At 44.6% G+C, this 23,554-nt stretch carries 19 protein-coding genes; 18 read left to right on the top strand and 1 reads right to left on the bottom strand.

All coding sequences use genetic code 11. The features are described from left to right. Nucleotides 1-13: 13 nt before the first annotated feature. The 11 genes from ilvC to yihA all read left to right on the top strand — a co-directional run bounded on the left by ilvC (nt 14) and on the right by yihA (nt 15,104). On the top strand, nt 14-1,045 hold the full coding sequence (gene ilvC, locus AR335_RS08025) for a ketol-acid reductoisomerase (protein WP_062234022.1): 1,032 nt from the start codon (nt 14-16) through the stop codon (nt 1,043-1,045). Next, entirely contained in the window at nt 1,032-2,573 is a 1,542-nt protein-coding gene (locus AR335_RS08030) for a 2-isopropylmalate synthase (RefSeq protein ID WP_062234025.1), read from the top strand. Before ilvC ends, AR335_RS08030 begins: the two co-directional genes overlap by 14 nt. 21 nt (nt 2,574-2,594) lie before the next feature. After that, nucleotides 2,595-3,692 (top strand): 3-isopropylmalate dehydrogenase, encoded by a 1,098-nt coding sequence (gene leuB, locus AR335_RS08035; RefSeq protein ID WP_062234030.1) that lies wholly within the window; start codon nt 2,595-2,597, stop codon nt 3,690-3,692. Nucleotides 3,693-3,707: 15 nt separating this feature from the next. Next, nucleotides 3,708-5,141 (top strand): 3-isopropylmalate dehydratase large subunit, encoded by a 1,434-nt coding sequence (leuC, locus tag AR335_RS08040; RefSeq protein ID WP_062234034.1) that lies wholly within the window; start codon nt 3,708-3,710, stop codon nt 5,139-5,141. Beyond that, the gene (gene leuD, locus AR335_RS08045) at nt 5,128-5,718 is read left to right on the top strand and encodes a 3-isopropylmalate dehydratase small subunit (RefSeq protein WP_062234037.1); all 591 of its coding nucleotides are present in this window, start codon (nt 5,128-5,130) and stop codon (nt 5,716-5,718) included. Before leuC ends, leuD begins: the two co-directional genes overlap by 14 nt. Nucleotides 5,719-5,986: 268 nt before the next feature. Then, nucleotides 5,987-7,039 carry a hypothetical protein gene (locus AR335_RS08050; RefSeq protein ID WP_062234040.1) on the top strand — a complete coding sequence of 351 codons (1,053 nt, stop codon included), beginning with the start codon at nt 5,987-5,989 and terminating at the stop codon, nt 7,037-7,039. A 114-nt stretch (nt 7,040-7,153) separates the two neighbouring features. Further along, complete coding sequence (gene tig / locus AR335_RS08055) at nt 7,154-8,449, top strand: trigger factor (RefSeq protein ID WP_053357657.1); 1,296 nt, start codon at nt 7,154-7,156, stop codon at nt 8,447-8,449. Nucleotides 8,450-8,829: 380 nt separating this feature from the next. Beyond that, nucleotides 8,830-10,104, top strand: a complete 1,275-nt coding sequence (gene clpX, locus AR335_RS08060) for an ATP-dependent protease ATP-binding subunit ClpX (RefSeq protein ID WP_053357658.1) — start codon at nt 8,830-8,832, stop codon at nt 10,102-10,104. A gap of 174 nt (nt 10,105-10,278) precedes the next feature. Beyond that, on the top strand, nt 10,279-11,952 hold the full coding sequence (gene lonB / locus AR335_RS08065; RefSeq protein WP_062234043.1) for an ATP-dependent protease LonB: 1,674 nt from the start codon (nt 10,279-10,281) through the stop codon (nt 11,950-11,952). A gap of 240 nt (nt 11,953-12,192) precedes the next feature. Then, nucleotides 12,193-14,517: an endopeptidase La gene (lon, locus tag AR335_RS08070; RefSeq protein ID WP_062234047.1), complete on the top strand. Its 2,325-nt coding sequence runs from the start codon at nt 12,193-12,195 to the stop codon at nt 14,515-14,517. Beyond that, nucleotides 14,514-15,104, top strand: a complete 591-nt coding sequence (gene yihA, locus AR335_RS08075; RefSeq protein WP_053357661.1) for a ribosome biogenesis GTP-binding protein YihA/YsxC — start codon at nt 14,514-14,516, stop codon at nt 15,102-15,104. The genes lon and yihA overlap by 4 nt, the downstream gene beginning before the upstream one ends. Before the next feature lie 20 nt (nt 15,105-15,124). On the opposite strand, the gene AR335_RS08080 is transcribed toward yihA, so the two are convergent. Then, nucleotides 15,125-15,601, bottom strand: a complete 477-nt coding sequence (locus AR335_RS08080; protein WP_053357662.1) for a LiaF transmembrane domain-containing protein — start codon at nt 15,599-15,601, stop codon at nt 15,125-15,127. Between the two features lie 286 nt (nt 15,602-15,887). Here AR335_RS08080 and hemA point away from each other — a divergent pair, with 286 nt between their 5' ends. The 7 genes from hemA (at nt 15,888) to AR335_RS08115 (ending at nt 23,544) form a co-directional block, all read left to right on the top strand. Next, nucleotides 15,888-17,228, top strand: coding sequence for a glutamyl-tRNA reductase (hemA, locus tag AR335_RS08085; RefSeq protein ID WP_053357663.1), 1,341 nt, complete (start codon nt 15,888-15,890; stop codon nt 17,226-17,228). 38 nt (nt 17,229-17,266) lie between these two features. Continuing rightward, complete coding sequence (locus tag AR335_RS08090) at nt 17,267-18,094, top strand: cytochrome c biogenesis protein (RefSeq protein ID WP_062234050.1); 828 nt, start codon at nt 17,267-17,269, stop codon at nt 18,092-18,094. 34 nt (nt 18,095-18,128) lie between these two features. Continuing rightward, on the top strand, nt 18,129-19,061 hold the full coding sequence (gene hemC / locus AR335_RS08095) for a hydroxymethylbilane synthase (RefSeq protein WP_062234054.1): 933 nt from the start codon (nt 18,129-18,131) through the stop codon (nt 19,059-19,061). Beyond that, a complete protein-coding gene (locus AR335_RS08100; RefSeq protein ID WP_062234056.1) occupies nt 19,058-19,816 on the top strand; it encodes a uroporphyrinogen-III synthase in 759 nt (252 codons plus the stop codon). The genes hemC and AR335_RS08100 overlap by 4 nt, the downstream gene beginning before the upstream one ends. A 1-nt stretch (nt 19,817) precedes the next feature. Next, a complete protein-coding gene (gene hemB, locus AR335_RS08105; RefSeq protein ID WP_062234059.1) occupies nt 19,818-20,786 on the top strand; it encodes a porphobilinogen synthase in 969 nt (322 codons plus the stop codon). 17 nt (nt 20,787-20,803) lie between these two features. After that, the gene (gene hemL, locus AR335_RS08110) at nt 20,804-22,087 is read left to right on the top strand and encodes a glutamate-1-semialdehyde 2,1-aminomutase (protein ID WP_062234063.1); all 1,284 of its coding nucleotides are present in this window, start codon (nt 20,804-20,806) and stop codon (nt 22,085-22,087) included. Between the two features lie 119 nt (nt 22,088-22,206). Beyond that, complete coding sequence (locus AR335_RS08115) at nt 22,207-23,544, top strand: LysM peptidoglycan-binding domain-containing protein (RefSeq protein WP_062234066.1); 1,338 nt, start codon at nt 22,207-22,209, stop codon at nt 23,542-23,544. The last annotated feature ends 10 nt before the right edge of the window (nt 23,545-23,554 follow it).

Below are 23,554 nucleotides of genomic sequence, written 5' to 3' on the forward strand. Positions count from 1 at the left end.
GAGAGATGTAAAAATGGCAAAAGTTTATTATGACAAGGAAATCGCTGATCAATACTTAAACGGAAAAAAGGTAGCAGTTATTGGATATGGATCTCAAGGGCATGCCCACGCTTTGAACTTGAAAGAAAGCGGATATGACGTTGTAGTTGGTGTAAGACAGGGGAAATCATTTGACCAGGCGGTTGAAGATGGTGTCCGAGTAGCATCTGTAGAAGAAGCTTCCAATGAAGCGGATGTCATCATGATTCTTCTGCCGGATGAACTTCAGCCTCAAGTCTATAAAAAGGAGATCGAACCGGCGCTGACTCCAGGGAAGGCACTTGTTTTTGCGCATGGTTTCAATGTTCATTTCCATCAGATCGTTCCGCCGGATTTCGTGGATGTATTCCTTGTTGCTCCTAAAGGACCGGGACATCTTGTAAGACGCACTTATGAAGCTGGAGCTGGGGTTCCTGCGCTGATCGCAGTTTATCAGGATGTGACGGGAACTGCGAAAGAAACGGCGCTTGAATATGCAAAAGGGATTGGAGCTGCAAGAGCCGGCGTTCTTGAAACAACCTTTAAAGAAGAAACCGAAACGGATCTGTTCGGTGAGCAGGCTGTCTTGTGCGGAGGATTGACTTCACTTGTTAAGACAGGTTTTGAAACTCTTGTAGAAGCCGGGTACCAGCCAGAAGTCGCCTACTTTGAATGTCTGCACGAGCTGAAGCTGATTGTTGACTTGATGTACGAAGGCGGCCTTGAAGGAATGAGATATTCCATTTCTGATACAGCTCAATGGGGCGATTTCCAATCCGGTCCAAGAGTCGTAGATGAGGATACAAGAACGAAAATGAGAGCGGTTCTGAAGGATATCCAAAGCGGAGAGTTTGCTAAAGGCTGGATCTTGGAAAATCAGGCAAACCGCCCAGTGTTCCATGCCATCAATGAGAGTGAAAAACATCATCCGATTGAAGTAGTCGGCCGCGAGTTAAGAGCAATGATGCCTTTTGTTAAACAACAAAAGGAAAAAACGAAGGAGGCGGTGACAAGTGCGAAAAATTGATATCTTTGACACAACATTGAGAGACGGAGAGCAAACGGCAGGAGTGAACTTGAATGCCCAGGAAAAACTTGAGATAGCCAAACAGCTCGAGAGGCTCGGTGTAGATGTCATTGAAGCAGGGTTCCCGGCTGCCTCCCCTGGTGATCTTGCAGCGGTAAAAAAAATCTCCGATGAAATCAAGAACAGTTCGGTAACTGGCCTCGCCCGTTCGACGACAAAGGATATTGATGCGGCATGGGAAGCATTAAAAGGATCACCTGAACCTCGGCTGCATGTTTTCTTAGCAACATCGCCGATCCACATGACATATAAACTAAAGAAAACTCCGGATGAAGTGGTTGAAACAGCCGTTCGATCTGTGAAATACGCACGCGAGCGTTTTCCAATCGTACAATGGTCGGCAGAAGATGCTTGCCGGTCAGATCTGGCTTTTCTCGTAAAAATCATTGAGCAAGTGATTGATGCCGGTGCCACCGTCATTAATCTTCCGGATACTGTTGGCTATTACAGCCCTGCTGAATATGGGCATCTTTTCCGGTACGTGAGAGAGCATGTACCAAACATCCATAAGGCGAAATTATCTGCTCATTGCCATGATGACCTTGGCATGGCTGTTGCTAATTCATTAGCAGCGATCGAGAACGGAGCCGATCAGATTGAATGTACGATCAACGGAATCGGTGAAAGAGCGGGCAATGCTTCATTAGAAGAAATTGCCGTAGCACTCGCCATCCGAAATACCTTTTATAAAGCGGAAACACGTTTGGAACTGAAAGAGATCAGCCGCACGAGCGGACTCGTCAGCAGACTGACAGGAATCAGCGTTCCGCCGAATAAGGCTGTAGTCGGAAGAAATGCCTTTGCTCATGAATCTGGAATCCATCAGGATGGTGTGCTAAAAGAAAAATCAACGTATGAGATTATCACTCCCGAACTTGTTGGAGTATCCTCCAACCAGCTCGTTCTCGGAAAGCATTCAGGGAGGCACGCATTCCGGAAACATATTAACAAACTGGGCTTTGAACCCGGTGAGGAACAGCTTAATGAACTGTTCAACGAATTTAAAGCACTGGCCGACCGGAAGAAGGAGCTCACAGAAGAAGACATTCTGGCCCTCCTTCTCGAACATCAAATCCAGCCGCCAGTCCCTATGTACCAGTTAGGTGATATTCAGGTGAACTATGGCACGAACAATATTCCTACTGCAACCATTACCCTAAAAGCGCCAGACGGAAAGAGCATCCAGGAAGCAGGCACGGGCTCAGGAAGTGTAGAGGCCATTTACAATACATTGGATAAAATGCTGCCGCTGCCTGTACAGCTGAAAGATTACCGTATTCAATCCGTCGGTTCAGGAAGAGATGCATTAGCACAGGTCTATGTTCTGCTAAAGTACGAGGAACAGGAAATCAACGGAAGCGGAACCGCTCAGGATGTTCTTCAAGCATCAGCAAAAGCATACGTTCATGCGTTAAACAAAACGATTATGAACGTTCAAAAAGAAGAATTAGTGAAAGTCAGTCTATAAATTTTATGAGGAGGGGTCAAGATGGAAAAAACAATTACAGTCTTGCCGGGTGACGGAATCGGACCGGAAGTAATGAAAGGGGCATTGCGGGTGCTCAGAGCCATTGAATCCCGATTTCAGCATCGTTTTACAGTGACCGAGATGCCGATCGGCGGTAAAGCCATCGATGAGACAGGAAATCCACTGCCCCCTGAAACGCTTGAACAATGCAAGAAGAGTGACGCGGTTCTTTTGGGAGCCGTGGGTGGACCTAAATGGGATGGCATGGATCAGCGTCCCGAACACGGACTGCTCCAAATCCGTAAGGAACTTAACGTTTTCGCCAATCTGAGGCCGGTTAAAGCATTCAGTCCATTAGCAGATATTTCTCCGCTAAAACCTGAACTGATCAAAAATGTAGACTTGGTGTTTGTAAGAGAACTGACAGGTGGCTTGTATTTCGCTCAGCCAAAAGGAAGAACAGGATCCGATGAAGCGGTAGACACGCTGTACTATCATAGGCAAGAGATTGAGAGAGTAGTGAAAAAGGCGTTTGAACTCGCGGCTTCCAGAACCGGAAAGCTGACTTCAGTGGATAAAGCCAATGTGCTGGAATCAAGCAAACTATGGAGGGAAGTTGTAAACGAAATAGCGAAGAGCTTTCCAGATGTTAAAGTTGAACACATGCTTGTTGACAATGCGGCCATGCAGCTTGTCCGGAACCCTGCACAATTTGATGTCATCGTGACAGAGAATATGTTTGGCGACATCTTGTCTGATGAAGCCTCCATGATTACGGGATCTCTTGGAATGCTTGCTTCGGCATCATTGAGTGAAGAAGGTGCAGGATTGTATGAACCCGTTCATGGTTCAGCTCCTGATATTGCAGGAACTAATACGGCCAATCCGCTGGGAATGGTCCTTTCAGCAGCAATGATGCTCAGACATTCCTTTCATATGAACGAAGAGGCGGATGCCATTGAAATGGCTGTTCAGGAAGTCCTGAACGCGAAATTCCGTACGGGTGACATACAAACCAAAAAGAGCAGAGTCTCTACAACAGATGAAATGGTGGAACAGTTGGTTTACCGGCTGGAGGAAAACGCGGCGGCCGCAACGCTGCTTGAAGTATATGTGTAAGGAGGAAGGCGCAAAATGGCAAAAACAATCATAGATAAAATCTGGGACAATCACGCAGTCATTCAGGAAATGAACAAGCCCGCTCTTTTATATATTGACCTGCACCTCCTTCATGAGGTGACTTCCCCACAAGCCTTTGCCGGCTTGCGGGAAAAAAATAGAAAAGTCCGAAAACCCGGCCTTTGTTTTGCAACGATGGATCATAACATACCGACCAAAAATCGGTTTGTCATTGATGACCGCATCGCGCTGAAGCAAATTCAAACCCTTGAGGAAAACTGCAAAGAATATGGTATTCATTTGGAAGGTCTTGACTCTGCTGACCAGGGAATCGTACATGTCATCGGTCCGGAGCTTGGCCTGACGGTACCCGGCAAAACTATCGTATGCGGAGACAGCCATACTTCTACACACGGAGCGTTTGGTGCCTTGGCTTTTGGGATTGGAACGAGCGAAGTGGAGCATGTTCTGGCCACCCAGACACTTTGGCAGCAAAAACCGAAGCAGCTCAAAGTGAATATTGAAGGAAAACCAGGATTCGGCGTAACAGCCAAAGACATTGTACTTGCTCTTATTGCCAGCCATGGTACTAACGCCGGTGCGGGACATGTCATTGAATTTACGGGAGAGACGGTAAGAAATTTCACAATGGAAGAACGGATGACATTGTGCAACATGTCCATTGAAGCGGGTGCGAAAGCAGGTTTGATTGAACCAGATGATACAACGTATGAGTATATTAGAGGAAGAAAATACGCTCCTAAAGATTATGAATTTGAAGAAAAAGTGAAGCAGTGGGAGGATCTTAAGTCGGATTCCAATGCCTCATACGACAAAGTTATCGAGATCGATGCATCAGAAGTTGAACCGATGGTCACCTGGGGAACGAATCCGTCAATGGGTGTGGGAATCTCTGAGAATGTTCCTTCATTTAAAGAAGGGCAACCAGAAAGAGAGAGAGAATCCCTGCAAAAAGCACTTGCCTATATGGGTCTAGCACCGGGACAGTCTCTGACTGAAGTACCTGTTCAGCACGTATTCATCGGGTCTTGTACAAATTCAAGGCTAAGTGATCTGAAGGCTGCAGCTCAAGTCATTAAAGGAAAAAAAGTTCACGATGGGGTCAACGCGATTGTGGTTCCTGGTTCACAGCAAGTAAAAGTTAAGGCAGAAGAAGAAGGTCTGCACCATGTTTTTCAGGAAGCAGGCTTTGAATGGAGAGATTCAGGATGCTCCATGTGTCTTGGGATGAACCCGGATATCGTTCCGGAAGGCGAGAGATGTGCCTCCACATCCAACAGAAACTTTGAGGGCAGGCAGGGCAAAGGAGCGAGAACTCATCTTGTGAGTCCGGCGATGGCCGCAGCAGCTGCCATTGAAGGTAAATTCGTGGACGTCCGAAAATTTGTTTCAGGTACGAGAGAAGGTGAAGCGTATGCCAGGATTTAAGACTTTTACCGGAACAGCAGCCGTATTAGACCGTGAAAATGTGGATACAGATCAGATTATTCCTAAGCAATTCCTAAAACGGGTCGAGCGCAGTGGGTTTGGCCAGTATTTGTTTTTCGATTGGCGTTTCAACCGTGATGGCACCCCGAACACTGAATTTGAACTGAATCAGGAGGATGCAGAGGGAGCTGAGGTTTTAATCGCAGGTGCAAATTTCGGATGCGGATCTTCGAGAGAGCACGCTCCATGGGCACTGAAGGATTATGGATTCAAAGTCATTATCGCTCCTGACTTTGCGGATATCTTCTATAATAACTCTTTGAAGAATGGCATTCTCGTCATCACCCTGCCTAAACCGGTGATTGATCAATTGAAAACCAGTTTGGAAAACGGGAATAAGAAGTTAACCGTCAGCCTGGACCGCCAGGAAATCTCTGCAGGTACAAAGGTGGCAGCTTCGTTCGATTTTGATCCCTATTGGAAAGAGATGCTGCAGAACGGCTGGGATGAAATTTCAATCACCATGCGGTATGATGAAGAGATCAGCCAATTCGAGAACAAGATGGGAGTAGTCTAACAGCCAAATGCAGCCGTTCACTTCCAAGATCCGGCCATTTGGTTTGAATAACAGTTAGGCGGGAATAATAGTGTTTAGTGGCATCGGGATGGCGTAAGCCTTCTATCCTATTATTCCCTATCCCTTATAGGGAAATTTGTACATATGAGCAATCCTGCACAATGGCTGTGCAGGATTTATTGTTACTTCCTGAAGACTGACTCATCTTGAGTTTACGCCTTTAAACTGTTAAACTGATGCAAATAGAAACTGGAAGTGAAGAAACCTAATGGCTAATGAAAAAAAAGGTAAGAAAATCAGCAATGTCGTACTGTTCCCTAATTTGCCGGCCAGATTGCTTGAAAAAGGAATGTCTTCCCTAAAAGCAAAGCAATTTAAGGAATCTTTATCCTGTTTTCTTCAGCTGCTGGAGATAGAACCGGGACATTCTCAGGGACATCTGGGTGTTGTGTTAAGCCTGATTGAACTTGGCCAGCTTCAAGAAGCGAAAATAAGAGCAGATAAAATGCTCAAGCAGGGAATCGGAGAATATTTTGATGTATTGCAGATTTATCTTTCTGTCCTTATTCAGCTTTCAGAATATGAATCCGTCGTGTCAGTTGTTGAAGCGGTGCTTGAGGAACATCAGCTTCCAGCCGCTCAGGCAGAATCCTTTTATCAGCTTTTGCATTTCAGCCGGAAGATGACAGATGATTCAGAACCGCCGATTGATCTATCACCAGAGCCGCACCAGGACCGTTCCAAAGAAATTGAAACCCTTCGGAACATGATGACAAGTGGTGAAATACATAACCAGTGGATTGCCATGCAGCAATTAAGCTATATGAATCCAGAGGATACTATAGCGGTTTACCGGGAGTTCTTAGAAAATGAAGAGGGTAACCCAGGCATCAAGACCATGGCACTAAACTATTTAAAATCAAAGGACATACAGGAAACCGTAACCTTACATAAGTTTGGAAATACCTATTCCATCAACATTCAGGAACTTCACGATGTCTATGAAGATCCATTTAACCTTGAAGTAAAAAAAGAATTGGAGGATCGGCTGGAACAGGATAATCCGACTCTGACAGAATTTGCTGTTACGATTTGGTGGGACTACATACTTGCTATTTATCCTCAGGTGCCCGAACCGGCAGATTCTCATTATTGGGCACGTGCCCTTCAGTGTGCAGCTGGTAAACTGAGCGGTATGGACACCTGTGATGCCATAGAATCCGAAATCGAGATCCATCCTGAAAGTTTAGAAAAAGCGGTCGAACAGCTCCTTGATATTGAGAGGTTTACGTTCGGCCCGAATAAATTTCAAGGATACTAATACGGAAACAATCCGGGTCTTTGTTGAAATACAAGTCTGTTATGATATAATGGAATGGTTGTAACGAAAATGTAAGATTTTCAATGAAATACGTAATGTTGGAGGGAACTTTGAATGAGTGCAAAATGGGAAAAGTTAGAAGGTAATCAAGGTGTCTTAACGATTGAAGTTGAGGCTTCTGAAGTAGATACAGCTCTTGACCAGGCATTTAAAAAAGTGGTTAAACAGGTAAACGTACCAGGTTTCCGTAAAGGAAAAATGCCAAGAAAAATGTTTGAACAGCGTTTTGGAGTAGAATCTCTATACCAAGATGCTCTGGACATCATCTTGCCGCAAGCATACAGCCAAGCTGTAGAAGAAGCTGGGATTGATCCAGTTGACCGTCCAGAGGTTGACATCGAGCAAATGGAAAAAGGAAGCAACCTTGTTTTCACTGCTAAAGTTACAGTAAAACCTGAAGTTAAGCTTGGTGAATATAAAGGGCTTGAAGTTACTGAATTCGACGCATCTGTAACAGACGAAGATGTTGACAGCGAAATCAAGCGTCTTCAAGAGCAGCAAGCTGAGCTTGTTGTAAAAGAAGAAGGCGAAGTAGAAAACGGTGATACAGCTGTTATCGATTTCGAAGGATTCGTTGACGGAGAAGCGTTCGAAGGCGGAAAAGCTGAGAACTATCCACTTGAAATCGGATCTGGTTCTTTCATCCCTGGATTTGAAGAGCAATTGATCGGAGACAAAGCAGGTACTGAAAAAGAGGTTAACATTACGTTCCCTGAAGAATACCATGCAACTGAGCTTGCTGGTAAGCCTGCAGTCTTCAAAGTGAAAATCCATGAAATTAAATCAAAACAGCTTCCTGAGCTAAACGACGAATTTGCTAAAGAAGCTGATGCAGAAGTTGAAACGCTTGACGCTCTTAAAGCAAGCATCCGTACGAAGCTTGAAGAAAGCAAAAAGCATGAAGCTGAGCACCACACTCGCGATACAGTCGTTGACAAAGCGGTTGATGCAGCAGAAGTGGATATTCCAGAAGCAATGGTCAACACAGAATTAGACCGTATGGTTCAAGAATTTGGACAACGTCTGCAAATGCAAGGTATGAACCTTGACCTTTACTTCCAGTTCTCTGGCACGGATGAAGCTGCTCTTCGTGAGCAAATGAAAGAAGATGCTGGAAAACGCGTGAAAACGAACCTAGTACTTGAAGCGATCTCTGAAGCTGAAAAAATTGAAGCTACGGAAGAAGAAATCAATGAAGAGCTTAAGAAAATGGCTGAAATGTACAACATGGACGTGGAGAAAATTACGCAAATGCTTGCTATGCAAGGCGGAAACGACGCAGTAGCAGCTGATCTTAAAATCAGAAAAGCTATTGACCTGCTAGTGGATAACAGCAAAACAATTGCATAAGATAGAGTAAGGTCTGGCAAGGCACGAACTTTTCGTGCCTTGTTTTATATAATTATTTATCATTCTTGGCAGGAAAAAGCGCTTTTTTATTGAAACTTTTTTAAAGGCTTTATTTTAGGATTAAGGTTTTAAAATAAGCCATAAGGTTAATACTTATAGAACACATTGATTCCAGCCAAATACATACTATTAATTGTCAAGGAAGGGTTTTTATTTCCGTTCATTAGGGGATATATGATACAATCCAATACATAAACTTGCGGAAATGAAATCAGTAAGCACTTGAAATAATTGCTTACGGTGTAATGAAACAAGCATATCTGGAAACGGTATGAAAAGGTAATTGGTTTCATCCAATTTAAGGTTTAGGGGTGATTTCATTGTTTAAATTCAATGACGAAAAAGGGCAGCTGAAATGTTCCTTTTGTGGAAAAACGCAGGATCAAGTTCGTAAACTGGTAGCAGGACCAGGTGTATATATTTGTGACGAGTGTATCGAGCTATGCACTGAAATTGTGGAAGAGGAGCTTGGTACAGAAGAGGATGTAGAGCTTAAGGAAGTTCCGAAGCCAATGGAAATCCGCAAGATTCTCGATGAATATGTCATTGGCCAGGAACAGGCTAAGAAGTCTCTTTCCGTAGCAGTATATAACCACTACAAACGCATTAATTCTTCACAAAAGTCCGATGAAGTGGAGCTTGCAAAAAGTAACATCGCCATGATCGGGCCAACAGGAAGCGGTAAAACGCTATTGGCTCAAACGCTTGCCAGAATCCTAAATGTTCCTTTCGCTATTGCTGATGCGACTTCTTTAACAGAAGCCGGTTATGTGGGCGAAGACGTTGAGAACATTTTGCTTAAATTGATTCAAGCGGCTGATTACGATGTAGAAAAAGCTGAAAAAGGCATTATTTACATTGATGAAATCGATAAAATTGCCAGAAAGTCTGAAAATCCTTCCATTACCCGTGATGTATCTGGTGAAGGTGTACAGCAGGCCCTTCTTAAAATCTTAGAAGGTACCGTTGCAAGCGTACCTCCGCAAGGCGGAAGAAAGCATCCGCATCAGGAGTTCATTCAAATCGATACCACAAATATTCTATTTATTTGCGGTGGTGCATTTGATGGCATCGAACAAATCATCAAACGCCGTTTAGGGAAAAAAGTCATCGGATTCAGCTCTGAATCCAGACAGGCAGAACTTAAAGCAGGAGAATACCTGGCAAAAGTATTGCCTGAAGATTTGCTTCGCTTTGGTCTTATCCCGGAATTCATCGGCCGTCTGCCTGTGACTGCAAGTCTAACTCCGCTTGATGAGGATGCACTTGTTGAAATTTTGACAAAACCAAAAAATGCGCTAGTTAAGCAATACCAAAAGCTTCTTGATCTTGATGGTGTTGAACTTGAGTTCAACGAAGAAGCTCTTACTGAAATTGCTAATCAGGCTATCGAACGCAAAACTGGTGCACGTGGTCTGCGTTCTATCATTGAAGGAATGATGCTGGACGTTATGTTCGAACTTCCTTCCCGTGAAGACGTGGCTAAGTGTATCATTACAAAAGAAACGGTAGCTGATAAAGTTCCGCCAAAACTCGAACTTGAGGACGGCACAATTGTGGAACCTAAAAAGGAAACACCGAAAGAAAGTGCGTAAGAAGAATTAAAACCAGCCTCTAGGGGCTGGTTTTTTTGTTTTGAGTCATATGTTTTTATCTATGAAAACTTGAGCGATTCTATAGCATAACCTCCTCACCTTTTCCATTTTCTCTGTTTAGTCCAGTACCCACTCGGAGATACTAGGAGCATAAAAAAAATTCGGGAGGAAGAAATGAACTGGACTGGAATCGCTTTACTCATTCAGCTGTTTTTTGGAATTGTAATTGGACTTTACTTTTGGAACTTGTTGAAGAGCCAGCGCACTCAGAAAGTGAGTATTGATAAAGAATCAAAGAAGGAAATGGACCAATTGCGGAAGATGCGGTCGATCTCTTTGACTGAACCGCTGTCTGAACGAGTCAGACCGGGGAAGTTTGCTGATATCGTCGGCCAGCAGGATGGTATCAAGGCTCTGCATGCTGCGCTTTGCGGACCTAATCCACAGCATGTGATTGTTTATGGACCTCCAGGTGTCGGAAAAACCGCTGCAGCACGTCTCGTACTCGAAGAGGCGAAGCGGAATAAGAAGTCACCATTCCGTCCCACTTCGGTATTCGTTGAATTGGATGCAACGACAGCCAGATTTGACGAACGTGGGATTGCAGATCCTTTGATCGGTTCCGTTCATGACCCAATCTATCAGGGAGCGGGGGCGATGGGGCAGGCCGGAATTCCACAGCCAAAACAAGGAGCGGTAACAAACGCTCACGGCGGCGTCCTTTTTATTGATGAAATTGGAGAACTTCACCCGATTCAGATGAATAAATTGCTCAAAGTACTAGAAGACCGAAAAGTATTTTTAGAGAGCGCTTATTATAATGAAGAAAATACAAACATACCTTCACACATCCATGATATTTTTCAAAATGGCCTTCCTGCTGATTTTAGGCTAATTGGGGCAACCACACGAACGCCAGATGAAATTCCGCCTGCTATCCGATCACGTTGTTTGGAAGTCTTCTTTAGAGAGCTTCAGCCTCCCGAAATTCAGCAGATCGCTATGAAAGCAGCAGATAAAGTAACCATGAATGTAGAAGAAGATTCGGTCGAGCTGCTCTCCAAGTATGCTAAAAATGGCCGTGAAGCCGTAAATATGATGCAGATTGCAGCAGGGCTGGCGATTACAGAAGACCGAAATTTCATCAAAAAAGCGGATTTGGAATGGGTCATCCATTCCAGCCAGATGACTCCGCGTCCAGAGAGTAAGATCTCTGAAGAACCAAAGGTGGGGCTAGTAAACGGACTTGCAGTCTACGGCCCTAACAGCGGATCATTGCTGGAGATTGAAGTCACCGTTTTACCTGCGAAAAAACAGGGTACGATTACGATAACAGGTATAGTGGAAGAAGAATCGATCGGCAATAATACAAAGTCAATCAGAAGAAAAAGCCTGGCAAAAGGATCGGTCGAAAATGTACTGACCGTCCTTCGAAATATGGGAGTAGATTCTGCGCTGTATGATATTCATGTCAATTTTCCAGGCGGCGGGCCGGTCGATGGGCCGTCAGCAGGGATCGCGATCGCGACTTCAATTTATTCAGCGATCCACAATGTGGAGATTGATAATGAACTGGCTATGACCGGTGAATTAAGCGTACATGGAAAAGTGAAGCCGGTCGGAGGCGTGATGGCCAAAGTATTAGCCGCTAAACTTGCGGGAGTCAAGAAGGTCATCATTCCAAAAGATAACGATCAGGCTATACTTCGGGAGATAACTGGCATAGAGATCATTCCAGTGACAAAATTATCTCAGGTGTTTCAACTCGCTTTTCCTGAAATGGATAAAGGTAATCAGCAGGCCATTCCTGCTTCAGCCTTTTTACAGTCCCCTCCTAAATCTGTCTGAAGAGGGGGCTTTGCTTTCGAGTATGAAAATGAGCTCCAATTAGACAAAATGGCTCTTTATAGGTAGAATTGTACAAAGACTGAAGAAATTTCTTCATTGTCTTGTGGCATTACAATTGTATGTTAAAGCTCTCTGAGGCGAACTCAATACTGCTGTGAAGCTGAAAATGCCATTAATAAAAATAGGCTGCATGAATTTGAAATCATTCAATACATTAAGCAGTATTCGGAGGTGTGTTAAATGGACGAACAAACAACCCGCATCCTTCCCCTCCTTCCTCTTCGCGGCCTGCTGGTGTATCCCACCATGGTGCTTCACCTTGATGTAGGAAGGGAAAAATCCGTACAGGCATTGGAGCAAGTCATGCTTGATGATCAGCATATTTTCCTTTCAACACAAAAGGAAGTAGCTGTAGAAGATCCGAGCGGTGAACAAATATATGAAATCGGAACCCTTTCAAAAGTAAATCAGATGCTAAAGCTCCCGAACGGCACGATCCGTGTGCTCGTTGAAGGTATTAAGCGCGGAAAAATAAAGCAGTTCATCGACCGTGAGGAATACTTGGAGGTAGAAGTAGAACTGATAGAAGACAAGGGCGAAAAGGATTTGGAAATTCAGGCCCTTATGAGAACGGCTCTTCAGCAATTTGAACAGTACATAAACCTTTCCAAAAAGGTAACACCTGAAACGTTTGCTTCTGTGCAAGATATTGAAGAACCGGGACGATTGGCAGATGTGATTTCTTCCCATCTATCGTTAAAAATTAAAGAAAAACAGCATATTCTTGAAATTGTTGACGTAAAGGAACGATTGAATCATCTTATTTCCATCCTGAACAATGAAAAAGAAGTATTAGGGTTGGAGAAGAAGATCGGCCAGCGCGTCAAAAAGGCGATGGAAAAGACACAGAAGGAATATTACCTTCGTGAACAGATGAAAGCCATTCAGAAAGAACTTGGAGATAAAGAGGGCAAAACAGGCGAAATCTCCTCGCTCAAAGAAAGAATTGAAAAATCGGATATGCCTGAAAATGTGCAGGAGATTGCACTTAAAGAATTGGATCGCTATGAAAAAATGCCAGGGTCTTCTGCTGAGAGCTCGGTCATTCGAAACTATATCGACTGGCTGATCAATTTGCCTTGGACAAAGGAAACGAAAGATCAGCTGGACATCATCCGTACAGAAAAGATCTTAAACGAAGATCATTACGGACTTGAAAAAGTAAAAGAGCGTGTGCTGGAGTATTTGGCTGTTCAGCAGTTAACCAATTCATTGAAAGGGCCCATCCTTTGTCTTGTCGGACCGCCTGGTGTCGGTAAAACGTCGCTCGCGCGTTCCATTGGAAAAGCGATCGGAAGAAATTTTGTCCGCATTTCCCTTGGAGGAGTGCGTGATGAAGCGGAAATCCGAGGCCATCGCAGAACATATGTCGGTGCGATGCCTGGCCGACTCATACAGGGAATGAAGAAGGCAGGTACGATCAATCCAGTGTTCCTTCTTGATGAGATCGATAAAATGTCCAATGACTTCAGAGGCGATCCATCCTCTGCCCTATTGGAAGTCCTGGATCCGGAACAAAATAATTCGTTCAGCGACCATTTCATCGAAGAACCTTATGATCTTTCCAAGGTTATGTTCATTACAACAGCGAACAGCCTGGCGACCATCCCTGGCCCGCTGCTTGACCGTATGGAGATCATTTCAATCGCAGGGTATACAGAAGTGGAAAAAGTTCATATCGCTAAAAATCACCTTATTCCAAAACAATTAAAAGAGCACGGCTTGACAAAATCACAGTTTCAGTTGAAAGAAGATGCCATTCTAAAACTCGTTCGAAGCTATACGAGAGAAGCAGGCGTTAGGAGCATGGAGCGCCAGATTGCAGGCTTATGCAGAAAAGCGGCCAAACAGATCGTGTCAGGAGAGAAGAAAAGGGTTACCATCACTGACAAAAACCTCGAGAGCTATATTGGAAAACCGCGCTTCCGATATGGCCAGGCTGAGATGGAAGATCAGGTAGGAGCAGCTACAGGCTTGGCGTATACAACCGCAGGCGGCGATACGCTGTCTATTGAAGTCGCTCTTACGCCTGGAAAAGGGAAATTGATTCTTACCGGTAAGCTCGGAGACGTAATGAAGGAATCCGCCCAGGCGGCGCTGAGCTACGTTCGTTCCAGAGCAGAGGAGTTCGAAATTGATCCGGACTTTTATGAAAAGACGGACATTCATATTCACGTTCCGGAGGGAGCAACACCGAAGGACGGGCCTTCTGCAGGTATTACCATCGCAACGGCATTGGTATCCGCACTTTCAGGAAAGCCTGTTCGCAAGGATGTAGGCATGACGGGTGAAATCACACTTCGCGGCCGTGTTCTGCCGATCGGCGGCTTAAAAGAAAAATCATTAAGCGCCCATCGTGCAGGAATCCAAACTGTTATCATGCCTAAAGAAAATGAAAAAGACATAGATGATATCCCGGAAAGTGTCCGCAGCAGTCTTGCGTTTATACCGGTATCTCATCTGGATGAAGTGTTAAAACATGCGTTAGTGGGAGATAGTAAATGAAAGTAACAAAAGCAGATATCGTCATTTCGGCAGTAAAGCCTGAGCAGTATCCTGAAGACCAGCTACCGGAAATCGGCCTCGCCGGCCGTTCAAACGTTGGGAAGTCTTCATTTATTAATAAAATGATTGCACGCAAAAACCTGGCCAGAACATCATCACGGCCAGGTAAGACGCAAACTCTTAATTTCTACATCATCAATGAGCAGCTCTATTTCGTGGATGTTCCTGGATACGGATTTGCTAAAGTTTCAAAGAGCGAGAGAGAAGCCTGGGGCAGGATGATTGAACGTTATATCATGGAAAGGCCACAGCTGAAAGCTGTTGTCCAGCTCGTTGATATACGCCATGCACCGTCCAAAGACGATGTGATAATGTATGATTGGCTGAAATATCATGACATCCCTGTCATCGTTGTCGCCACCAAGTGTGACAAGATTCCAAAAGGAAAATGGGAAAAACATTTAAAAGTCGTCCGTGACACATTGAAAAAGAAACCAGACGATCCGCTGATTCTTTTTTCTTCTGAAACGGGCTATGGGAAGGATGCTGCATGGAGCACCATCCTTGGATACACACAAAAAAAATAAACCAGAGCATCTGCTCTGGTTTATTTTTTCTTGATAAAGATAAAATAAGCACCGACTCCGATCAGGATGAACGGCCAAAATCCTTCAATGGACGAAAACCATTCTTTGATCGAGGGTGTGTCTGATTTGTTGAAGAAGCTCCATCCTGAGATGGCAAGCAGTACAATGCCTGCCAGCAAGCCCTCTTTGGTTTGCTTATACATATATAAAAAGGCAAGAGCTATAATAAGGATGATCATGGCAGGCTCCTTGGGCCAGCCGTCAATATGAGATATGGCGTGAAAATGGATGCCTAAGCCAAGCAGCAGGATCGCAGAAAAAGCACTTGGGCCCTCTTTCCCGCTTGCACTTTGAACAAGAAAGGCCAAGCCGATGATGATTAGAAAAGTTGGCCAAGTTAAATAGGGAAGTACATATGTAACGTTCATTTGCCGAGCTAAGAAAAATAGCCCGATTCCCAGCAATACAATTCCTGAAAAATTTCCTTTACCTTTCATTACAACCTCCAAACGATTTGAAACGAGTAAATCAATCCTTTGCTAAAAGGGTCGAAATTTGTTATTTTTATATGGGTATTAGTTTATTATTTTTTTTAATTAGCGCTATTTTTTTATAGTTTGTTACGGTTTGGACAGAATAGGGAAGAACTATTTCGCTTGTCCTATCATAGCATACGATTCATATTCTGTTCACAATTTTAAAATGATTATTTCATAGTACATGTTATAATGATTATGGATATTTACTGTGGTATTTACGATAGAGATAAAGGGGGTGAGTGGGATGCACATCCTTGTTGTCGGTTTAAATTATAAGACAGCACCTGTTGAGATTCGAGAAAAAGTTGCATTCAACCCAAATGAGATGGACCAGGCTTTGAAGGCTTTGCGGGAAAGGAAAAGCATATTGGAATGTACGATTGTTTCAACATGCAACCGGACAGAAGTATACGCCGTGGTGGATCAGATCCATACAGGGCGCTATTACATGAAGTCTTTCCTCGCAGAATGGTTTTCTATTGATACAAATGAACTGAATCCGTTCTTGTTTATCCGTGAAGAAGAGATCGCTGTCGAGCATCTTTTCAGAGTTGCTGCGGGTCTTGATTCTATGGTTCTCGGAGAAACGCAAATTCTCGGACAGGTTCGTGACAGCTTCCTTCTTGCACAACAGGAAGGAACAACAGGCACAATCTTTAACCATCTGTTCAAACAGGCAATAACACTTGCAAAACGATCCCACTCGGAAACAGAAATTGGGGAAAATGCTGTATCTGTAAGTTATGCTGCTGTTGAGCTTGCAAAGAAAATCTTTGGCGGGCTTGAAAAGAAAGACATCTTAATCGTGGGTGCAGGCAAGATGGGTGAACTGACTGCCAAGCATCTTCACAGCAATGGCGTAGCCAGTGTCCATGTCGTCAACCGAACGTTTGAAAAAGCGTCAGAACTGGCTGGGCGGTTTGAAGGAACGGCTCACCCTGTGGAGCATTTAACATCTGTGCTGGCACATGCCGATATCGTCATTACTTCAACCGGATCGGATTCCTACGTTATTACAAAAGAGATGGTTCAATCTGTACTTAAGCAAAGAAAAGGCCGTCCTTTGTTCATGGTGGACATCGCCGTTCCACGTGATTTGGATCCATCATTGGACGAACTGGAAAGCGTTTTTCTTTACGATATAGATGATCTGGAAGGCATCGTAGAAGCCAATTTGGCTGAGCGAAAGAAAGAAGCTGAAAAGATCGAGATCATGATCGAAGAAGAAATTATAGGCTTCCATTCATGGGTCAACATGCTTGGAGTTGTGCCGGTGATAACTGCATTGCGTGAAAAAGCGCTCGCTGTACAAGCGGAAACAATGCAGAGCATTGAGCGTAAAATGCCTCAGTTAACGGACCGTGAGAAAAAAGTGTTGAGCAAGCATACCAAAAGCATAGTGAATCAGCTGCTGCGCGATCCAATCGTAAGGATTAAAGAGCAAGCCGGAGAACCTGGGGCGGATCAGGCGCTTGAATTTTTCACAAAGATCTTCGCGCTTGAAGAAGAGGTTAAACGGCAAGAGCTAAAAAGTGAAATGGAATCAACAAAGTTAAGTGAAACATCCCCTTCATTGCCTCTGTAACGGGAATGTCACTGGGCTCCTAGAGAGGAGTTTCTGATATGCAGAACGCAAATTGGATATATGATACAACAATCATCTTGTATGCTTTAAGCATAATAGGTTATTTTATCGACTTTTTACAAAACAACCGGAAGGCTAACCGAATGGCCTTCTGGTTGCTTTCTATTGTCTGGATGCTGCAGACGGTATTTTTTGTCCAGAGAATGATAGAAGTAGGCCGTCCGCCTATTTTAACGCCTTTTGAAGGCTTGTTTTTTTATGCCTGGATCTTAGTGACTTTCTCTTTGGTCATGAACTATTTTTTCAGGATCGATTTCTTAGTATTCTTTACGAACGTGCTCGGATTTTTGATTATGTCTATTAATCTTTTTGCTCCTGGAGAACAGGTGAGTGATGAGATGTCGACCCGTCTCATTTCGGAGCTGCTGGTGATCCATGTTACGATGGCCTTCGTTTCCTATGGTGCATTCACCCTCTCTTTTATCTTTTCGATCATGTATCTGCTTCAGCACAGGCTCTTAAAGCAGAAAAAGTGGAGCAAGAGGCTGCAGCGTCTTGGAAGCCTGTCTAGACTTGAAAGGCTATCCTTTGTACTGAATATGACAGGTGTTCCAATTCTGCTTTTAAGTTTAATACTAGGCGTAATCTGGGCATTCTTAAAGATACAGAGCTTTTCACTGCTTGACGCCAAAGTCATTACGTCTTTTATCGTCATCGCAGTATACAGTGTGTTTTTATATCAAAAAGTGGCGAAGGGTCTTCAAGGAAAGACTTTGGCGATCTGGAACACGGGAGCTTTTCTTATCGTTCTGATCAATTATTTTCTGGCATCTACCCTTACTGAATTTCATTTTTGGTATCAATAAGGCCAACGGTCACTCTTTTAGGAGGTTTTTATAGATGAGAAAAATAATAGTAGGTTCAAGACGAAGCAAACTGGCACTCACTCAAACAAACTGGTTCATTGACCAATTGAAGGCGCTTGGCCTTCCTTTTGAGTTCGAGGTGAAGGAAATCGTGACCAAGGGAGATGTGATCCTTGATGTCACTCTCTCAAAAGTAGGAGGTAAAGGGCTGTTTGTGAAAGAAATTGAACAGGCCATGCTTGATAAAGAGATTGATATGGCAGTACATAGTATGAAGGACATGCCCTCTGTTCTGCCGGATGGGCTGATCATCGGCTGCACACCTAAACGTGTTGACCCAAGGGATGCCTTTATTTCAGAAAAATATAACTCGTTAGAAGAGCTTCCGGCAGGATCGATTGTCGGTACGAGCTCACTCCGCCGGGCTGCACAGCTTTTGCATGTCCGTCCGGATCTTGAAATTAAATCAATCAGAGGAAACATCGATACACGTCTTGGTAAATTAAAATCTGGTGAGTTTGATGCTATCATTCTTGCGGCTGCAGGTCTTGAAAGAATGGGCTGGTCAGCGGATACGGTGACTGAATACCTGCCAGTGTCACTGAGCCTTCCTGCGGTAGGACAGGGATCTCTGTCCATTGAATGCAGGGGAGACGATGCTGAGCTTAGAGCTCTTCTTCAGCATTTGAATGATGAAGACACGTACAAAACGGTGATGGCAGAACGCGCATTCCTTCACACGCTTGAAGGCGGATGCCAGGTGCCGATTGCGGCCTACGCAGAAAGAACAGAAGAGAGGGAGATCTCCTTAACTGGGCTTGTTGCTACTCCTGATGGCAAAACAGTAATCAAGGAGCAGGCTGTCTCGGATGATCCTAACATGCTCGGAGTGACACTAGCTGTTAAGCTTCAGGAGAAAGGTGCACTTGAGATCCTTGAGAAAGTAAAGAAAGACCTGGGAATATGAAGTCCCGGCCTTTAGCGGGAAAGACGGTTGTCGTCACAAGGCCGGCTCATCAATCTGCAAGTCTTCTTGCAAAGCTTGAAGAAGAAGGGGCAGAGGCTGTCAGCTTTCCGGTACTGCACATAGCAAAAGCAACCATGGATTCAGAAGAAGAAGCTGTGCTTCAGCAGCTGGAGCAGTTTGATTGGGTGGTCTTTACTAGTGCGAACGGGGTACGTTATTTTCTTCAAATGCTTCAGGAGACCGGGAAGACGTTTACTTCTCAGAAAATAGCGGCGGTCGGCCCAAAAACCGGTAGAAGGCTTGAGGAGAATGGAGTTTCTATTGATCTGATGCCGGGGAAGTATGAAGGGAAAGAACTGGCGGTAGAATTAAAGAAAAGAGTGAAACCGGGTTCCAAAGTACTCGTTCCAAAAGGCAGCCTTGCGAAGCAGACGGTGGCAAATACGCTACATGACCTTGCTCAAGTAACCGAGATCATCGTTTACGAGACGAAGAAGGCAGAAGTATCAATACACCAGCTACCCGAGAAGGTGGACGTGATCATTTTTATGAGCCCTTCCAGTGTTGTTTATTTCGGTGAAGCGGCTGGTGATCGCCGGGCAATGTACCAGAAGAACACTTGGGCAGCCTGTGTAGGGCCAGTAACAGAGGCGAAAGCGAAACAATCCGGGTTTCATAAGCGGATCAGTGCCACTGATTATACAGAAGAAGGTATAATAGAGGCTGTGAAGAGTTTTATCGGAGAGGAGAAATAATATGAATTTTCAGCGTCATAGAAGATTGCGAAGCAGTGAGAGCATGCGTGCACTCGTGAGGGAAACGCATGTAAGAACAGACGATTTGATTTATCCGATCTTTTTTGTAGAAGGTGAGCGCATTAAGCAGGAAGTCCCTTCCATGCCTGGTGTATACCACGTATCACTTGATTATCTAGAAGAGGAAATGCAGGAGCTTGTGGACCTAAACATCCGTTCTGTTATGGTTTTCGGAGTACCCGACCATAAGGATGATGCAGGAAGCTCGGCGTATGACCATAATGGAATTGTACAAAAAGCGATCAAGAAAATAAAAAATGGTTTTCCGCAGCTTACCGTTATTGCTGATACATGCCTTTGCCAATATACGGACCATGGACATTGCGGGATCATTCGGGACGGAGAAGTTCTGAATGATGAATCACTCTCTGCGCTTGCAAACACAGCAGTTTCTCAAGCAAAAGCTGGAGCGGACATCATTGCTCCTTCCAATATGATGGATGGGTTTGTTGCAGCAATTCGTGAAGGACTGGACGAAGCAGGTTTTATCAATGTGCCGATCATGTCATACTCTGTAAAATATTCCTCTGCCTATTATGGGCCGTTCAGAGAGGCTGCTCACAGCTCTCCTCAGTTCGGGGACCGCAAATCTTATCAGATGGACCCGGCCAATCGCCTGGAAGCACTGCGTGAAGCAGAGTCGGATATTGAAGAAGGAGCAGACTTCCTTATGGTAAAACCGGCGCTTGCATATTTGGATGTACTGCGTGAACTGAAAGACCGTTACCCTCTTCCGCTTGTCGCCTATAATGTGAGTGGTGAATATTCCATGATCAAAGCCGCTGCCCAAAACGGCTGGATTGATGAAGAAAGCATCGTGATGGAAACATTGACAGGCATGAAGCGTGCAGGTGCTGATCTGATCATTACGTATCATGCGAAAGATGTATCACGCTGGTTAAACCGCTAGGACAGGAGGATTTAAACATGAGAAGCTTTGAAAAATCAAGTTCAGCCTTTCAGGAAGCCAAGAAATACATGCCAGGCGGTGTCAACAGCCCTGTGCGTGCGTTTAAATCGGTAAACATGGATCCTGTATACATGGAACGCGGAAAAGGTTCCAAAATCTATGACATCGATGGAAATGAGTATATAGATTACGTGCTATCCTGGGGTCCTTTAATCCTTGGACATGCCAATGAAAAAGTAGTGGATGCCCTTAAAAAAACAGCCGAGCTTGGTACGAGCTTTGGAGCTCCGAACGAGTGGGAAACGATGCTCGCCAAGCTTGTTGTAGAAAGGGTCCCTTCCATTGAAATCGTCCGAATGGTGAACTCCGGAACAGAAGCGACGATGAGTGTGCTTCGCCTTGCCCGCGGTTATACAGGCAGAGACAAAATCCTGAAATTTGAAGGATGTTACCATGGCCATGGCGATTCATTGCTCATTAAAGCAGGGTCAGGTGTGGCTACGCTTGGACTTCCTGACAGCCCGGGAGTTCCTGAGTCGGTCGCTAAGAACACCATTACTGTCCCTTACAATGATCTTGAAAGTGTACGCTATGCGTTTGAGCAGTTCGGTGATGACATTGCGTGTATTATCGTCGAGCCGGTTGCCGGAAACATGGGCGTAGTCCCTCCCAAAAAAGGATTCTTGGAAGGTCTTCGAGAGGTAACCAAACAATATGGATCTCTTTTAATCTTTGATGAAGTCATGACCGGTTTTCGTGTGGATTACCATTGTGCGCAAGGATATTTTGGCGTTACTCCTGATCTTACCTGCCTTGGCAAGGTCATTGGCGGAGGCCTTCCTGTCGGCGCGTACGGCGGGAAGAAGGAGATCATGGAGCAGATCGCACCAAGCGGTCCAATCTATCAGGCAGGAACTCTCTCAGGAAATCCTCTGGCGATGGCAGCGGGTTATGAGACTCTGTCTCAGCTTACACCGGAATCGTATCAGGACTTTGTAAAAAAAGGCGACCGCCTTGCTGAGGGGATTGCAGCGGCTGCAGAAAAATACCGCATTCCGCATAGCTTGAACCGTGCGGGCTCTATGATCGGATTTTTCTTTACCGATGAGGACGTGGTGAACTACGAAACTGCGAAATCATCTAACCTTGATTACTTCACACGCTACTTTAAATATATGCTGGAAGAAGGAATCTCACTTCCTCCTTCCCAGTTTGAAGGTCTCTTCCTATCAACTGAACACAGTGTTGAGGATATTGAGAAAACCATTGCTGCATGTGAAAAAGCCTTCTCCAGACTATAAAGACAAACTGCTCCTTTGAGGAGCAGTTTTTTTTGTTCTTCTCTTTCCAATCATATTTTTACCAAGTTGGTCATAATCCTGTAACGTATGAGATATTTGGCTGAAAGGAGGAGAAAGGCATGAATCCATCGAAGCTGCGTTTCTCCATAGAGGAGTCTGTCTGGTTAAAGAAAGGACAGGAAGTTGCAGAAGTTTTATCAATGGCACTGGAGCCTGATATTCAGATCACTGAAGAAGGCGGCCAGGTTTGTGTTAAAGGAGCTTTAAAGCTGCATGGAGAGTACCGTCCATGTGCAATGGATGATGGGAATTCTCTCAATTTGGAAACAGGCTCGCTCAGAGAGCAGGTTTCCTATCGTTCGCTGACACAGCTGAAAATGAACGATGAGGGGATAGCAGAGCTGGATCATCGGTTCCCTGTTGACATCACGATCCCTTCAACACGGGTCCAAAAGCTTGAAGAGGTGTTTGTTCTTGTTGATGCCTTTGATTATGAGCTTCCCAATCCAACCTGCCTGGAGTTAACTGCATCCATTTCCATCTCAGGCATTCAGGATGGGAATGAAGAACCTGCCCAAGAGGAGCAAGAATCTTTTCAGGGTCAGGCGATGGAAGATGAGGGCATGACATTTGAGGAGTCGCCGATGAATGAAGAAACGGAATACGAGCCGTTCCAAGTTCCCGTATTTGAAGCCAGGTTTGAAGAGAATGAGCAGCAGGATGAGATGAATTCAGAAGAGGAAGCAAGAACGGAAGAACAAGAAATATTTGCTCCTTTCCAATTTGAAGCCAAGAAGCTGTACGAGATGCCGGTCATTGAACCGGAAAGCGAACCTGCGCAAGCAGAATTCACAGAGCCAGCGATCAATTACAACCGTCAAGACGATGAACCGGCAGCCTATCCAACCCCAACCTTTGCTGAAGCGGAAGCAATGGAAGAGCAAGAAGAGCAAGAAGAGCAGGAAGAATATCAGGAAGAATATCAGGAAGAATATCAGGAAGAATATCAGGAAGAACCGGCTGACAATGGGATTCCGGCTTTAAAGTCACTTTCTTACTATACACCTTCCTATACACCGCCGCCACCGCCGCCTGCTTTGCCTCAAATCGAGCAGATCAATATACATTCGGAAGAACAGGAAGCTTATAACTACAATCAGCAGCCGCCTCAAGAAGCATTTGAACAGGAGCAGGAGCGGGAGGAGGAACAAGAGAAAGTTTCCTCCACTGAGGCAAGGAAAGAGGAAAATGCATTATATTTAACAAAAATGCTTTCTGGAAATGAAGAAAGGTTTTCAAAGGTAAAAATGTATATTATACAGCGTGGGGAATCGCTTGACAGCATTTGTGAACGCTATGATATCTCTATTCATTCTCTGATGAGAGTCAACAGGATCAATCAGGAAGAGGTCGCAGTAGGCCAAATTATTTACATCCCAGTTTCACAAAGCCGTTAAGGTCGGGTGG

The sequence above is a fragment of the Fictibacillus sp. FJAT-27399 genome (genome assembly GCF_001510655.1).
Classification (GTDB): domain Bacteria; phylum Bacillota; class Bacilli; order Bacillales; family Fictibacillaceae; genus Fictibacillus_C; species Fictibacillus_C marinisediminis.